This window comes from Winogradskyella sp. R77965 (assembly GCF_044594915.1).
Lineage (GTDB): Bacteria > Bacteroidota > Bacteroidia > Flavobacteriales > Flavobacteriaceae > Winogradskyella.
The window spans coordinates 2,713,760-2,728,229 of sequence record NZ_CP138990.1; the positions used below are offsets into that span (position 1 = coordinate 2,713,760).

14 protein-coding genes are annotated in these 14,470 nt (G+C 32.0%); 10 read left to right on the forward strand and 4 right to left on the reverse strand.

Annotation, left to right across the window (positions count from 1 at the left end; genetic code table 11):
* Positions 1-82: 82 nt before the first annotated feature.
* Positions 83-538, reverse strand: a complete 456-nt coding sequence (locus tag SJY34_RS12145) for a DinB family protein (protein WP_400076010.1) — start codon at positions 536-538, stop codon at positions 83-85.
* Positions 539-623: 85 nt separating this feature from the next.
* On the opposite strand from SJY34_RS12145, the gene SJY34_RS12150 reads away from it, so the two are divergent.
* The 3 genes from SJY34_RS12150 to SJY34_RS12160 are packed head-to-tail and all read left to right on the forward strand — an operon-like array spanning position 624 to position 2,999.
* Positions 624-980, forward strand: a complete 357-nt coding sequence (locus tag SJY34_RS12150) for an arsenate reductase family protein (RefSeq protein WP_400076012.1) — start codon at positions 624-626, stop codon at positions 978-980.
* Complete coding sequence (locus tag SJY34_RS12155) at positions 970-1,863, forward strand: DMT family transporter (protein ID WP_400076014.1); 894 nt, start codon at positions 970-972, stop codon at positions 1,861-1,863. Before SJY34_RS12150 ends, SJY34_RS12155 begins: the two co-directional genes overlap by 11 nt.
* A gap of 2 nt (positions 1,864-1,865) precedes the next feature.
* Positions 1,866-2,999, forward strand: coding sequence for a hypothetical protein (locus SJY34_RS12160; RefSeq protein WP_400076016.1), 1,134 nt, complete (start codon positions 1,866-1,868; stop codon positions 2,997-2,999).
* 1 nt (position 3,000) lies between these two features.
* On the opposite strand, the gene SJY34_RS12165 is transcribed toward SJY34_RS12160, so the two are convergent.
* Entirely contained in the window at positions 3,001-3,480 is a 480-nt protein-coding gene (locus SJY34_RS12165; RefSeq protein ID WP_400076018.1) for an acyl-CoA thioesterase, read from the reverse strand.
* Between the two features lie 133 nt (positions 3,481-3,613).
* Here SJY34_RS12165 and SJY34_RS12170 point away from each other — a divergent pair, with 133 nt between their 5' ends.
* Genes SJY34_RS12170 through nadD form a run of 3 tightly spaced genes read left to right on the forward strand, consistent with a single transcriptional unit; the run spans position 3,614 to position 5,689 of the window.
* On the forward strand, positions 3,614-4,471 hold the full coding sequence (locus SJY34_RS12170) for a YicC/YloC family endoribonuclease (protein WP_400076019.1): 858 nt from the start codon (positions 3,614-3,616) through the stop codon (positions 4,469-4,471).
* A gap of 47 nt (positions 4,472-4,518) precedes the next feature.
* Positions 4,519-5,109 carry a guanylate kinase gene (gene gmk, locus SJY34_RS12175; RefSeq protein WP_400076021.1) on the forward strand — a complete coding sequence of 197 codons (591 nt, stop codon included), beginning with the start codon at positions 4,519-4,521 and terminating at the stop codon, positions 5,107-5,109.
* Between the two features lies 1 nt (position 5,110).
* Complete coding sequence (gene nadD / locus SJY34_RS12180) at positions 5,111-5,689, forward strand: nicotinate (nicotinamide) nucleotide adenylyltransferase (RefSeq protein WP_400076023.1); 579 nt, start codon at positions 5,111-5,113, stop codon at positions 5,687-5,689.
* 397 nt (positions 5,690-6,086) lie between these two features.
* On the opposite strand, the gene SJY34_RS12185 is transcribed toward nadD, so the two are convergent.
* Positions 6,087-6,446 (reverse strand): YraN family protein, encoded by a 360-nt coding sequence (locus SJY34_RS12185; protein WP_400076025.1) that lies wholly within the window; start codon positions 6,444-6,446, stop codon positions 6,087-6,089.
* A gap of 65 nt (positions 6,447-6,511) precedes the next feature.
* Positions 6,512-7,537, reverse strand: coding sequence for an LD-carboxypeptidase (locus SJY34_RS12190; RefSeq protein ID WP_400076027.1), 1,026 nt, complete (start codon positions 7,535-7,537; stop codon positions 6,512-6,514).
* Positions 7,538-7,697: 160 nt separating this feature from the next.
* Here SJY34_RS12190 and SJY34_RS12195 point away from each other — a divergent pair, with 160 nt between their 5' ends.
* From SJY34_RS12195 to SJY34_RS12210, 4 genes are all read left to right on the forward strand, one after another.
* Positions 7,698-9,155 carry a DUF1800 family protein gene (locus SJY34_RS12195; RefSeq protein ID WP_400076029.1) on the forward strand — a complete coding sequence of 486 codons (1,458 nt, stop codon included), beginning with the start codon at positions 7,698-7,700 and terminating at the stop codon, positions 9,153-9,155.
* 9 nt (positions 9,156-9,164) lie between these two features.
* A complete protein-coding gene (locus SJY34_RS12200) occupies positions 9,165-10,778 on the forward strand; it encodes a DUF1501 domain-containing protein (protein ID WP_400076031.1) in 1,614 nt (537 codons plus the stop codon).
* 107 nt (positions 10,779-10,885) lie between these two features.
* The gene (metG, locus tag SJY34_RS12205) at positions 10,886-12,946 is read left to right on the forward strand and encodes a methionine--tRNA ligase (RefSeq protein WP_400076033.1); all 2,061 of its coding nucleotides are present in this window, start codon (positions 10,886-10,888) and stop codon (positions 12,944-12,946) included.
* Between the two features lie 3 nt (positions 12,947-12,949).
* Positions 12,950-14,356, forward strand: coding sequence for a hypothetical protein (locus SJY34_RS12210; RefSeq protein WP_400076035.1), 1,407 nt, complete (start codon positions 12,950-12,952; stop codon positions 14,354-14,356).
* The last annotated feature ends 114 nt before the right edge of the window (positions 14,357-14,470 follow it).

Sequence of the window (14,470 nt, forward strand, 5' to 3'; positions counted from 1 at the left end):
TGACGAATTTTATCAAAATTCACAACGGGTGGTATTAATAATTTCATAGACATTGACTTTAATGGTTTTAGTCTCAAACACCTTATAAAGATTTTCTAAGTGCTAAAATATAGCCCAAATGAATACCTTCATGAAAGTTATTAAATTCAATAGCATTTTCAACAGTATTTAACGTGCTTTTTGTGCTCACAGTATACTGATTATAAGTCTGAAACACTTTGTTGCTATAATCTTCTTTAGTTTTTTCAATTGGCGAGAATAACAAACCTTTTATAACATCTACTTCTGCTTGCGATAGATCCCGTTCGGTTTTAGTGCCTTTGCGATATGCTTCAACCATTTCATCAGACAGGAGCATCGGTAAACCTGATAGCTTGTAGATTAATAGCTGTTGTGTTACAATAGTGTGTGCAATATTCCAAATGATATTATTATTAAAACCGGTAGGTACTTTATTCAATTCTGTCAAAGAATGATTCTCTATAAAGCTCTTAAACAATTTTCTATTTTTTAAAGTAATATCAAACGCGTAATCCATGAGCATATATTTTTCTTAAATGTAATTAAAATTCGTATTAAATAAGGTTACTTTGTGATCTCAAAAATATATAGATATTTCGGATATGAAAAAAATATACTATTTAAGTACGTGCAATACGTGTACAAGAATTATTAATGAACTCAATCTACCTAAGGATTTTGTACTACAGGATATAAAAACAGAGCTGATAACTGAATCTCAGATAAAAGCTATGCGATCTCTTACTGATAGCTACGAAAGCCTATTTAGTAAACGTGCAAGACTTTATAAAGAATTGGGTTTAAAAGAGAAATCACTATCAGAGGAAGATTTTAAAAACTACATTTTAGAGCACTACACATTCTTAAAAAGACCAGTTATAATTTATAATAACCAGATTTTTATAGGTAATTCTAAAAAATCGGTTGAAGCTGCAAAACAAGCTATACATGAACAGTAGAGGCTTTGCCATTTTTGCACTTTTTATGGTGCAGTTACTCTATGGTCTCAACTATACCATTGCAAAAAAGGTAATAAACGAAAACTATATAAAACCATTTGGATTTGTACTATTAAGGGTTGCAGCAGCAGCATTATTATTCTGGATTGCTAGTCTTTTTTTACCTAAGCAAAAAATTGAAAAGAAAGATTTTTTTAAACTTTTTATTGCAGCACTTTTTGGGGTGGTCATCAATATGTTATTTTTCTTCAAAGGGATAGAATATACATCTCCTATACATGCCTCAGCAATAATGACTATTGTTCCTATTATTATTCTGTTATTATCGGCTTATTTATTAAAAGAAAAAATAACTAAGTTTAAAATAATTGGTGTGGCATTAGGTTTAATAGGTGCATTAGTCTTAACTATTTACGGAAAATCTGCGAGAGTTGGCGATAATGTTCCGCTTGGTAATTTGTTTATCTTTCTAAATGCTATTTCTTATAGTATCTATGTGATATTAATAAAAAAACTAACTACTAAATACCATCCTTTTACGTTTATTAAGTGGTTATTTTTGTTTGGTTTTATTATCTTAATTCCATTTGGATATAATGAATTAGAAATGGTAGAATGGCAAACTTTTACTCCATATATAACATTTTCCGTATTGTTTGTAATTATCGGTGCTACTTTTGGCACCTATTTACTTAATCCACTGGCATTAAATAAATTAAAAGCCTCTACTGTAGGTATATTTATTTATCTTCAACCTGTGATTGCAGGGCTTTTTGCGCTCGCAATGGGAGTAGATTTTATTGATTCTATAAAAATTGGTGCTATGCTTATTATATTTTTAGGCGTATATCTTGTGACTGTAAAACCTAAAAAAGCAAATTAGTATTGCATTTAAAATCAGAAGTATTTAAAGCAGTTGATGCAATTCCACAAACCTATTGGGATAGTGTAAATTGTTGTACCAATATTTATTATTCACCCGAATTCTTAAGTGCTTTTGAACTTGCAAATAGAGATATTGAATTCAATTATATTTTCATTTTAAGAGGTGAAAAAGCTGTTGCTTTTGCTAACACACAAATTGTTACCATTGGTATAGAAACTATTACTAAAAACATTAGAATGTCTGATAAGATTAGACGTATGGTTAACAATATGTTCTGTAGAAATCACATTCGTGTTTTGTTTTGTGGCAATGTGTTTTTAAGTGGTGAATACGGAACATTTTTAAAAGATGGAGAGAATAAAATAGAAACCTTTAATGCTATTGCTGAAGCTGTCGATGGACTCTCAAAGAACACAAGAAAATTAAGTGCCATTTTTATCAAAGATTTTGAAAACGAATCACTTTACATTACAGATCATTTAAAATCTCATGACTATGCGGCTATGCAAGTAGAGCCAAATATGATTATTACTTTAAAACCAGAATGGCAATCTTTTGAAGACTATAAAAATGTATTAAAGTCTAAATACAGGGTAAAAGCGAATAAAGCAGATTCTAAAAGTGAGAGTCTTAAAACTAAATTCTTTACTGAAAAAGATGTAGAGAAATACAAGGGAGAACTTCAGGCATTATATCAAAACACTATTGATAATGCTGATTTTAATGCTCAAATTCTAAATCTTGATACTTATATCCATCTTAAAAAAACCTTCAAAGAGAAGTTTATTGTAAAAAGTTATTTCTTAAATGATAAATTAGTTGGTTTTCTTTCCGCCATGAAAAACGAAACTCATCTCGATGCGCATTTTATTGGTATTGATTATGCTAATAATAAAGAGTTTGCGATTTATCCGAGAATATTAAATGATTATGTACGACTTGGTATCGAAACAAAATCATCACAAATTAATTTAGGCAGAACCGCTTCAGAAATTAAGAGCACTCTTGGAGCAAAGCCAAAAGCTTTAATCTGTTATTGTAAGCACAAACGTTATATTCCTAATCAGATTTTAAAGCCTTTTATAAAGAATGTTCAGATAAAGTCTTTTAAGCAACATTCGGTTTTTAAGTGATTTAGAATTTCATGGCCTTAGGTTTCACTCCATGCTTGCGTGTATCTGCTTTGGTCAAAACTTTAAAGCTTTCAGATTTTGGAAATTTTTCAGCCAATTCTAATAGAGATTCTGGCAAACCAGTTAGTTTTCTTGCCTTTAAATCTATCCAACCACCTTGCATTTCGCAATAGGCTAAATTTTCACCTTTATGATTGTAAAAATTATGCTCAAACATAAATAACATGCCGTCCTCACTCAAGCCGGAAACTTCGATAGTAACCGTAATTGGTGCTCCAATAAACGATTCTTTAAAATAGTACATATGCTCATAAAACACCACTGGTCCGACATTATGTTTTCTAATTTCTGGCATAGAAAAACCTTGCTCGCCAAAAAAGGACATCCTCGCATGACTCATAAAATTAGTATAAGCAGAATTGGCCAAATGACCATTAGCGTCTACATCACTCCAGCGGATTTCAAACTGTTTTTTGTACATCTGTTATATTTCAAATTTGAATTGCAAAGTTATAAAAGTCTCAGGTCTCTACTTTACCCTTTTCAAACTATTTATTAAAACCATTAAACCATTCATTTTTGTACCTTTGCGCAACTTAAATAGTAATATCTTAATGATACAATCCATGACTGGTTATGGGAAAACTGTACTTCAGCTCCCAACTAAAAAAATTTCAATAGAATTAAAATCACTCAATAGCAAAAGCTTAGACCTCAATGCTCGTATGCCATCTATGTATCGTGCCAAGGAGTTGGACATAAGAAAACTTATTGCAAAACATCTTAGAAGAGGAAAAGTAGATTTTTCGCTTTATGTTGAAATTACAGGTGAGGATACCAGCTCTAAAATCAACAAAACAGTAGTTAATGAATATATAAAGCAGCTTAAGGTAGTGGTTGATGGCGATGCAACTGAACTTTTAAAAATGGCAATTCGTTTACCAGATGCGGTGACTACAGAACGTGATGATATTGATGAAGAAGAATGGGCTTTAATTGCCAATGGCATCAATGAAGCCATCACTAAAATCGTTGTATATCGAGAAGATGAGGGAGCGACTTTAAAACAAGATTTCTTAGATAGAATCGCTACGTTAAGACGTTTATTACAAGAAGTAATAACTATGGATCCAGATCGTATCGATGGAGTAAGAGCGCGTTTAGAAAAAGGTGTTGCAGATATTAAAGAAAAAGTAGATGAAAACCGTTTTGAACAAGAACTCGTTTACTACATCGAAAAATTTGATATTACTGAAGAAAAAGTAAGACTAGATAACCACTTAGATTATTTTGAAAAGGCATTAAATTCTGACGATTCTAACGGAAAAAAACTAGGTTTTATTTCTCAAGAAATTGGTAGAGAAATTAATACTATAGGTTCAAAATCTAATTATGCTCCAATGCAAAAGCTTGTTGTACAGATGAAAGATGAGCTCGAAAAAATTAAGGAACAATTATTGAATGTACTTTAGTTAGTTAACAGTTTTCAGTCGCAGTATTCAGTAAAAACAATTCAAAAGTGTCGGAAATAAAAAATAAAAAACAAGGTAAACTCATCGTATTCTCAGCACCATCTGGTTCTGGAAAAACCACTATTGTTCGTCATTTACTAAAGCAACCAGAACTGAATCTAGAGTTTTCTATTTCAGCAACGTCACGAGAAAAACGTGGCAATGAAGTAAATGCTAAGGATTATTATTTCTTATCCCTTAAAGAATTTAAGAACAAGATTAAAAATGACGAATTCTTAGAATGGGAAGAAGTCTACAGAGATAATTTTTATGGGACCTTAAAGTCAGAAATTGAACGTATCTGGGCAAAAGGTAAGCATGTGATTTTTGATATTGATGTTTCTGGTGGTTTGCGTATAAAGCGAAAATTCCCAGAACAAACAATTGCCATTTTTGTAAAACCACCAGATTTAAATGAACTGGTAAGACGCCTAAAAGATAGAGGAGAAGAAAGTGAAGACAAAATTAGTATGCGAGTTGCCAAAGCACCTGCTGAACTGGCAACAGCTCCACTTTTCGACAAAATTGTGGTGAATGCTAATTTAGAAGACGCCCTTGAAAATGCTTATAAGTTAGTTTCAAAATTTATTGAGGAGTAGAATGAAAATTGGTCTTTACTTTGGCACCTTTAACCCAATACACGTTGGGCATCTCACTATTGCCAATCATTTGGTTGAGCATAGCGATTTAGACCAAGTTTGGTTTGTAGTCACTCCGTTAAGTCCTTTTAAAAAGAAAAGCAGTTTACTAGATAACCATCAACGCTTAGAGATGGTATATCGTGCTACAAAAGACTACACGAAATTAAGACCTAGTGATATAGAATTTGGGTTAAAAGAACCAAATTATACCATTGATACTTTAACGTATCTATTTGAAAAGTTTCCTGAGTATGAGTTTGCTTTAATTATGGGTGAAGACAACTTAAAAAGTTTTCATAAATGGAAAAACTATGAGCTTATTCTAGAAAATCACAATTTGTATGTTTACCCAAGAATTTCTGATGGTAAAATAGATACGCAGTTTAATGACCATCCAAAGATTATTAAAGTGGATGCGCCAATTATGGAGTTATCATCAACATTTATCAGAAAATCTATAAAAGCCAATAAAAATATTAGACCAATGTTACCAGAGAACGTTTGGGAATATTTGGACGAGATGAATTTTTATAAGTAACATGTCATTCTGAACATAGTGAAGAATCTTTTACTGACAAACTCTAGATACTATTGTTAAGGAATTTCCATTCACTATTAAATTCTGAAATCATTATATCTTTTTTAAATCTTTTCCACCCTTTTACTTGTTTTTCTCAAGTGATTGCATCCTCAATTGAATTGCTCATAGTAAACTAAATAAAAACATTTGTATTTTGAGGTAAAAGCTTTAGAATTTAAACTAGCATTTTTCCTATGAAATATCACGCGATTATTTAAATCATTAGTTACACCTGTTTATAAAACTGTTTTATTCTTGTTTGTTAAGATATAAACGTAGTAATTATGAGTTCCTAAAGTTTTGTGCATATAATTATTAATAGAGATTCTTCACTGCGTTCAGAATGACAGCAGACTTAAAAATGATAAAAAGCATTTTCTAAATGCTCTATAACAAATCCTTTTTCTTCTTTAACAATCGCAATAATATCAAACCGAACTTCGATATCTAAGTCGTTCACATTAACATATTCATCAACCGCCTTAACTAAATTTTTTATTTGTTTTGGTTTTACAAAGTCTTGAGGATTTCCAAAATCTATTGTCGATCTGGTTTTTACTTCAATAATGGCCAAAATATCATCTTTTTGAGCAATGACATCCACCTCAGCTTTATCAAAACGATAATTACGCTCAATGATATTATAGTTGTTCTTTAGAAGAAAATCTACAGCCAATTGCTCACCTTTTTTACCAAGTTCATTGTGTTGTGCCATTTATTTCTGCGAAGGCAGGAATCTGATCCTGCATGAGTAAATTTATATTTGTTAAAATCTGTTATTTAATTTTCGAAACTAACTGTAGACTTTGTTTTTTCAACTGTCAAATCAACGGTTCTACCCAAAACCAAAGCTCTATTATCTTTTTCGTGGCCAGCGGGCATGTTAAATGCTATTGGAAAATCATAATCTTTTAGAGCATCAAGAACTAATTGCTCAACAGAAGTTCCCCAAAGTGTGGTGTTTTTTCTGAGTTTAGACATATCACCAACAATTAGACCTTTTAGGTTATCAAAATAACCAGCACGTTTCATGCTTTGCAACATGCGATCAATATGATATTTGTATTCTCCTATTTCTTCTATAAACAAAATTTTTCCTGATGTGTCAATACTTTCTTTAGAACCTAGCATGGTATGCAACATGGTTAGATTTCCACCAACTAATTTGCCAGATGCGTCACCTTCTCTATTGTATGTTGAGCCTTCTAAAGTATAATCTTCAGGATTGCCGAATAAAGCTGCTTTAAAAGTATCGATTGAATTTTGTACTTCATTCAAATCTTTTGTTAAGCTCACACACATTAAAGCATGAAGCGATTGAACCCCTTCATTATGTACTTGGTTATGTAACGCTGTAATATCACTATAACCAATAATCCATTTTGGCTTTTTCTTAAACGCTGTATAATCTATTTTATCTAAAATTCTAACCGTTCCGTAACCACCTCTAGCGCACCAAATAGCGCTTATTTTTGGATCATCCATCGCTTTTTGTAAATCCTCACAACGCTCATCGTCTGTACCAGCAAAATGATCTGATTTACTAAAGACATATTTTCCAACCGTAGCATGTAATCCCCATTTTTTTAATAAATCTATGGCTTGTTGCACTTCGCGTTCACGATTTTTTAAAATTCCCGAAGGTGCTACAATAGCTACTGTATCACCAGCTCTTAAATATGGTGGTTGAATTAATTTAGATGTCATGTCGATTGAATTATCTGTTCCGTTCTGAGCATAAAAAGAAGTGCTTAAAGCAAAGTTAATAGCAAAAAATAAAAGTAGAATGGAATGTCTCAAAATCATAAAAATTGCTTTGTGTAAATATAAAAAGTAAAACGTGAAGTAAAACGACAATTAGATTTTAATAAATTTTTAACAAAAAACATCCGAAAATCACATTTCATCCGTAGATAAATAATATATCCCTTATCATTTTGTTTGTTTAACTGAAAAAATCCTACTTATGCCTGTTGTTACATCTTGCATTACCTCTTCTTTAATACCTTACACACCATCTACTAATCAACCTTGGAACGAAATAAGGATAAGACATGCCTTTCGTCGTATTGGCTACGATGCAAATAATAGTATGATTTCTGATGCCTTATCAATGACTCCAGATAATTTTATTGATCAACTAATTGATGAATCCTTAAACGCTTCCAATTGGCCTGAGCCGCCTTGGGCACATTTCACCAATGATGACTATGAAAATTTAGGTTTTGCTTTTGAAGAGGAAACACAAGCAAATCATAAAGAGTTGATTTCTGAAGTTACAAATCAAATGCAAACATTAGGACTTAAAGGTCGTTTAATTATGTTTTGGAGTAATCATTTTGTAACAAGACTAGAAGATTATTACACCAGTAATCATCTGTATGAATATTTTAGTGTCTTAGAAAATCATTCTTTAGGAAACTTCGAAGATTTTGTTAGAGATATTGGTATAACTAGTGCCATGTTAGTTTACCTCAATGGTTATGAAAATACGAGTATCAGACCTAATGAGAATTACGCACGTGAATTGTATGAACTCTTTACTTTGGGCGTAGATAATGGATATACGCAGCAAGATATTATTGAGACTTCTAGGGCTCTAACAGGCTATAATCACCGTGAAAATTGGACATACCCTGTTTACTTTGATGATAGTACTTTTGATAATACAGACAAAACGATCTTCAGTGAAACCGGAAATTGGGGCTATAATGATGTTATAGATATCTTATTTCAAGAAAAAGCGCCATTAATAGCTAATCACGTTTGTAAGAAGCTATACAGCTATTTTGTAAGTCCTACCATTAATACTGATGTTGTTGATGATATGGCTAATTTGTTTGTGCAAGATTTTAATATCGCTAATCTCTTAAGAACCTTATTTAAGAGTCAACATTTTTTTGACAATAAAACAATAGGAATACTTATAAAAAGCCCTTACGATATGTTTATGTCATATCTAAAAGTTACAAGCTTTAGTATTCAACCAGACTATTTAGAAGCATTTAGGTGGTTTGCTACAACATTAGGACAAAAAATGTTTCAACCAGTAGACGTCGCTGGTTGGCAAGGGAATAGAGACTGGATTAATGCAAGTACATTAACGGGTCGTTGGAGAATATTACAATGGATTATATGGCATACTTGGGATAATTTCCCAGAAGAGTTTAGAACTTTTGCTATAGAAAGCTCAGATAATAGTAATGACCCTTATATCGTAGCCAAGAGTATAATAGACAAATTTATGCCAGTAGAATTGTTTACTACATCTGATTATCAAGACGCTACAGATGTATTAAAACATAATCTACCAGAAAACTACTACGAGGAAGGTATTTGGAATTTACAATACGAGTCTGCTCCTTATCAAGTACTTCTTCTTATTAGACATCTTATAAAACTTCCCGAATTTCAACTTAAATAACCTACCATTATGTGCGATCATGATTTAAATAATAAAAGTATATTGAATAATAATGCTCACGATTTAGAGCATAAAAAATGGAACAGACGATCCTTTTTACAAGCTTTAGGTCTTGCAGGTGCAGGGAGTATGATGCTTGGTGGTATGCCAGTTTCTGCTTCAACAAATTCTAAACTTGCAGCTGCAATAAGTAACTCAGAAACAGACCGTATTTTAGTTATCATTCGTCTTAAAGGAGGAAATGATGGGCTAAATACTATTGTACCTATTTATGATTATGACACCTATGCTTCATACAGGCCAAGTATAAAACATAATCTTAGTCAGGTTACACAACTCAATTCGGATTTTGGGATGCCTAACTATATGAATGATTTGCTAAACTTATGGGATAATGGTGCTATGAAGGTGATTCATGGAGTTGGTTATGAGGATTCTAGTCAATCTCATTTTGCTGGCTCTGATATTTGGGCTTCAACCGATGCTGGAAACAATACACAATCTGGTTGGTTGGGTAGGCATTTTGAAGAACTATATCCTGAGTATCTTATTAATCCTCCTTCGACACCTGCTGCAGTGCAAATAGGAAGTATTGGTAATTTAATTTTTCAAGGAGATACTAATAATTATGCGTTTTCAGTAGCTAATCCAAATCAATTAGAAACTATTGCTCAAAATGGCGCTGTACATGATATGTCAAATTTTCCAGACTGTATTTATGGGGAGCAATTAGAGTTTATGCGAGGGACTACAAATACTACATATCAATATGCAGGAACTATACATGATGCTTACAGCGAAGGTATAAATAGTTTTGAGTATATGGATTCCGATCTTGGTAGACAATTATCTATAGTTGCCAAGTTAATTAAAGGGAATTTAGGTACTAAAGTTTATATGGTAACTCTGGGAAGTTTCGATACACATGCAAACCAAGTAGAAAATCAAAGAGATTTATTAATAGATTTATCTAACACAATAAAGACATTCTATGATGATTTAGCTTCATCGGGTTTTGATGATAAAGTCTTATCAATGACCATAAGTGAGTTTGGTCGTCGTGCTTTTGAAAATGGATCTAACGGAACAGATCATGGTAAGGCTGCACCAATGTTGCTGTTTGGGCCGGCAATTGATAGTAATGGGTTTGTAGGTGAGCATCCAGATTTAGAGAACTTAGATACTAATGGTAACTTAAATTATACACAAGATTTTAGAGAAGTATATGCTACAATTATGGAAGATTGGTTGTGTATAGATTCAGGTTTGGTAAATGAAGCTTTACTTAATCAAAATTATAATCGCCTAGATCTTGGTATAAGTTGTAATAGTTTAAGCGTTGGGAATCCTTCTTTTGACAATAATAGATTTAAACATTATGTCATTTATTCAAATCAAGATGTGATATTAAAAATTAATACACCTATAACTCAGCATACTGTAATTAAACTTTACGACATAATGGGTAGAGAAATAGGAACACTTAAAAATGAAATGTTGTTTGCTGGTGAACATAGTATAAATGTAAAAAATGCTATTGGTAGAAAATTGAATATTGGCCAATACATTTATAGAATATCTACAAATCAACAAAACTACAGTAAGTCACTGATTATAAATTAGAAATCAAATAAATATATGAAAATTAGCCTTTAGTATAACTAGAGGCTTTTTGGTTTTATTACTACAAGTAAAATTGCTAATTTTGCGCTTCAATTAAAATACACTTCATGTCGAAAAGATATACTATAACAGCAGCATTACCTTATACTAACGGCCCAATACATATTGGTCATTTAGCTGGTGTTTATGTGCCTGCAGATATTTATTCACGCTATTTAAGATTAACAGGTAATGATGTTGCTTTTATATGTGGAAGTGATGAACATGGAGTACCAATTACAATAAAGGCAAAGAAAGAAGGGGTTACACCACAAGACATCGTTGATAAATACCATGCAATTATTAAAAAATCGTTTGAAGATTTTGGTATTACTTTCGATAATTATTCGCGTACATCAGCTAAAATTCATCATGAAACTGCCCAAGAGTTTTTTAAAACACTGTATGATAAGAATGAGTTTGTAGAGGAAATTACCGAGCAACTCTATGACGAAGAAGCCAATCAGTTTTTAGCAGATCGGTTTGTGACAGGAACCTGCCCAAAATGTGGTAATGAAGAAGCTTATGGAGATCAATGTGAAAACTGTGGATCTAGTTTAAATGCAACGGATTTAATAAACCCTAAGTCGACCATAACAGGAAATGTACCAACTTTAAAAGAAACTAAACACTGGTTTTTACCATTAAATAAGCACGAAGACTTCCTAAAAGAATGGATACTAAAAGGACATAAAAAAGACTGGAAACCTAATGTTTACGGCCAAGTGAAATCTTGGATTGATGATGGACTGAGACCAAGAGCAGTTACTCGAGATTTAGATTGGGGAATTCCGGTACCAGTTGAAGGTGGTGAAGGCAAAGTACTATATGTTTGGTTTGATGCGCCAATTGGTTATATCTCCTCTACCAAAGAATGGGCAGAAAGAGAAGGTAAAAACTGGGAAGACTATTGGAAAGATGAAAACACAAAGCTAGTTCACTTTATAGGTAAGGATAACATTGTGTTTCATTGTATTATTTTTCCATCGATGCTAAAAGCAGAAGGCTCTTATATTTTGCCAGAAAATGTACCTGCCAATGAGTTTTTAAATTTAGAAAATAATAAACTCTCAACTTCAAAAAATTGGGCAGTTTGGTTACCAGACTATTTGATAGATTTTCCTAATCAACAAGATGTATTGCGTTATGCGTTAACAGCAAATGCGCCAGAAACCAAGGATAATGATTTTACTTGGAAAGATTTCCAGGCAAGAAACAATAACGAATTGGTTGCTATTTTTGGGAATTTCATTAATCGTGTTGTGGTTTTAACGAACAAATATTATGATGGTATTGTTCCAACTCCATCAGAATATAAAGCTATTGATGAAGAAACTTTAGCTACTGTAAAGGCCTATCCAGCTGTGATTTCTAGTTCTATTGAGCGTTATCGTTTTAGGGAAGCGAGTCAGGAATTGATAAATTTAGCTCGACTTGGAAACAAATATCTAGCAGACGAAGAACCTTGGAAAACCATTAAGACTGATGAAGCGCGCACTAAAACTGTGATGTTTGTGGCCTTGCAAATTGCATCGGCTTTAGCTGTTTTATCTGAGCCTTTTTTACCTTTTACTTCAACAAAATTGAAAAGCATCCTTTCTGTCACATCGAGCGCAGTCGAGATGTCTTGGGAAGATATATCAACAAAAGAAGTTTTACTTCCTGCAGAACATAAAATAGGAAAAGGTGAATTGTTGTTTTCAAAAATTGAAGATTCTCAAATCGAAGCCCAACTAGATAAGCTTACTGCTAGTAAAAAGGCGAATGAAGCAGCCAAGAAAGCAGTAGAACCTCAAAAGGAAGAAATTACATTTGACGATTTTACAAAACTAGATATAAGAGTTGGTACTATTCTAGAAGCTGAGAAAATGCCAAAAACAAAAAAATTACTGGTTTTAAAAGTAGATACTGGTATTGATACTAGGACTATAGTTTCGGGCATCGCAGAAAGCTTTAAACCAGAAGCTATTATTGGTAAACGCGTTACGGTTTTGGTGAATTTAGCACCAAGAAAACTGCGTGGAGTAGAAAGTCAAGGCATGATTTTGATGACTGAAGATGAAGGAGGTAATTTGGTGTTTGTGAATACAGATATTGAAGGTGTTTCTAATGGTTTAAAGATTAGTTAAATTATGAAAGTGAGAATTATATTATTTTTTCTTGTATTTAATTCTATTAATGCTCAAGAAACGTTTTTAAATGTTTCTATAAAGAATAAAGAATCTTTGGGTAATATTAATAATGCTCATGTTATTGATAATAAGGAAAACAATGCGCTGTTTGTATTTTTAGAAGAGGCTAAAACTACTTACGGTTATGAATATAATCAAAATAAAGAATTAGAACTAGAATTAGTTTCCAAAGGATTAAAACGCAAGTTCAAGACTATAATTGGTAGCGCAATTGACGGTCATAAAGTAAGGTTAATAGAAACTAATAAAAAACAGACTAAATACGCAAGTATTCTATTTGACTTTAAAAACAACATTACAGAAGAATTAACTTATAACTTTAAACTAAGCCCGTATGATTACTACCTTCAAAGTTATAGTTACAAGAATACATGTTACATGTATACGTATAACAGTCAATCAAACAAATTATGTAAGTGGACATTTTTAATTGATGGATCGATAAAACAAAAATTCTATAGTCTCGAAGGTAATTACAGTTGGGTTAATCCCTCATCAAAAAACCATTTTCATAAAGAATTTCAAAAAGTCAATAATAGATTACCGAATAATTTAAGTATTACTTCAAAACCTTATAAAATGTATGAATATGATGACAGTTTTAAATGGACACTTGATGATAATAGTGGTTACACTTTAATTATAGATTTTAAAGCCCCTGAATTCTCTCCCGAATTCTCTAGAATAAGTAATCCAAAAATTGAGGCTAATTCTCCAAAGACTAACTCTTACATCTTTGAAAATAAAATTGCCCAGGTTGTTTCTAATAGTTCACAACTAGCTTTTGTTATAAAAAATCTTTCAGATGAAAAAATTATTAAATCTATTTCAGTTTCTAAAAAGGATACTATAGATTTTAAAAATGGTCCTATTCTACAAGAAGGTTCAGCCTACAGCTTTGGTAGTACAAGAAAAATTGAAAAAACATCAAAGTTTCTGAGAAAGATGTCATCAGATAAAAATGGAATTTCAATCTACCCAATGGATGATAAATATAGAGTTACTATTGGAGGAATAAGACCTCAATCTAGTGGTGGGGGAATGATGATGCCAGGATTTGGGGGAATGCCAATTGGTCAATTTGGTGCATTTACGATGAGTTATAATCCAACAGCTTTTGCCTATGGTGCATACGGTTACAATGGGTCTACTAGAATTGAATGCTTATTTGATAGTGATTTTTCTCATTTACAAGGGGAAATTCCTGAGAATGTATTTGACAAAATAGATGCATATAAAAATAACTTAATTGAAAATTCTGAAAGTGTTTTTTCTATTGGCAATCAAATATTATATGGTAATTATTATCCTTCTAAAAAACAGTATGTACTCATAAGTTTTAAGTAAAATTTAAGGTACCTTTAATAATTCAACTCAATTTATTCTTTGCAAGACCTAACACTTCGACTAAGCTCAGTCCAACGATTGATGGTGTTTCTAATGGTTTAAAAATCAGATAAT

Coding starts and splice junctions, on each gene's coding strand:
- nadD (WP_400076023.1), top strand. CDS start 5,111: ATGAAAATTGGTCTTTACTTTGGCACCTTTAACCCAATACACGTTGGG.
- SJY34_RS12170 (WP_400076019.1), top strand. CDS start 3,614: ATGATACAATCCATGACTGGTTATGGGAAAACTGTACTTCAGCTCCCA.
- metG (WP_400076033.1), top strand. CDS start 10,886: ATGTCGAAAAGATATACTATAACAGCAGCATTACCTTATACTAACGGC.
- SJY34_RS12145 (WP_400076010.1), bottom strand. CDS start 538: ATGGATTACGCGTTTGATATTACTTTAAAAAATAGAAAATTGTTTAAG.
- SJY34_RS12185 (WP_400076025.1), bottom strand. CDS start 6,446: ATGGCACAACACAATGAACTTGGTAAAAAAGGTGAGCAATTGGCTGTA.
- SJY34_RS12210 (WP_400076035.1), top strand. CDS start 12,950: ATGAAAGTGAGAATTATATTATTTTTTCTTGTATTTAATTCTATTAAT.
- SJY34_RS12165 (WP_400076018.1), bottom strand. CDS start 3,480: ATGTACAAAAAACAGTTTGAAATCCGCTGGAGTGATGTAGACGCTAAT.
- SJY34_RS12200 (WP_400076031.1), top strand. CDS start 9,165: ATGTGCGATCATGATTTAAATAATAAAAGTATATTGAATAATAATGCT.
- SJY34_RS12155 (WP_400076014.1), top strand. CDS start 970: ATGAACAGTAGAGGCTTTGCCATTTTTGCACTTTTTATGGTGCAGTTA.
- SJY34_RS12190 (WP_400076027.1), bottom strand. CDS start 7,537: ATGATTTTGAGACATTCCATTCTACTTTTATTTTTTGCTATTAACTTT.
- SJY34_RS12150 (WP_400076012.1), top strand. CDS start 624: ATGAAAAAAATATACTATTTAAGTACGTGCAATACGTGTACAAGAATT.
- SJY34_RS12195 (WP_400076029.1), top strand. CDS start 7,698: ATGCCTGTTGTTACATCTTGCATTACCTCTTCTTTAATACCTTACACA.